The sequence below is a fragment of the Pseudomonas sp. MHK4 genome (genome assembly GCF_054600775.1).
The window spans coordinates 1-777 of sequence record NZ_BAAIAK010000049.1; the positions used below are offsets into that span (position 1 = coordinate 1).

At 66.9% G+C, this 777-nt stretch carries 1 protein-coding gene; it reads right to left on the minus strand.

Annotated elements, in window-relative coordinates:
- A partial coding sequence (locus ACYP2Q_RS31455; protein WP_459734101.1) for an Ig-like domain-containing protein occupies positions 1 to 777 on the minus strand: 777 nt, incomplete at both ends.

The window sequence follows — 777 nt, forward strand, 5'->3', positions numbered from 1 at the left end:
CGCCGTGGACCGCGCCGACCAGGGTGCCACTGGCGGTTTCGCCGGGGCTGCATGGCTGGCTGCCGGTCACGCTGCCGGGTGCCAGGTCCTGGCCGTCCTGATGCAGGTCCAGGGCTTTTTCGTAGACGGTCACGTCGTGGTCGCTGGTCGCCACCAGGCAGCTGTTGTGCACGTCGATGGTGACGGTGGTGGTGCTCTCGTCGCCGTCGGCATCGCGCAGGGTGTAGGTGAACACGTCGCTCGCACCAGGGCCGCTCACCGAGTTCGGGTAGCTGTGGTACACGGCGTTGCCCGCCGCATCCAGGGTGAGGTAACCGTAGGTGCCGTTGATCTGGCTGTTCAGGCCGCCATGCACCGGGGTCGAAGTGTCCGCGCCAGCACGCACGCCAACCACGCCACCACCGGAGCCGTCGGCGCCGCCGACATCGTTCGCCAGCACGTTGCCGGTGACGGTGCCGCCCTCGGCCACCGACGTCGCATCGGGCTTGGCAGTCGGCAGGTCATCGACGACCTTGACGTTGATTTCCCCACGCGCCTCGCTGCCGTCGGCATCCACGGCGATGACTTCGAAGTTCTCGGTGATGCTGTTGGCGCCGTCGGCGTTGGGGTGGGTGTCGGTGTAGTTCAAGGTGTAGCTGTAGCTCACCACGCCGGTGGCCGGGTCATAGCCGGTGATCGTCAGGGTGCTGCCTATCCAGGTGCTGCCGGAGATCGGCAAGCCCTGGACCACGCCATTGCTGATGATCTCGACGCCGGAAATGCTCAGGCTCTGCAGGC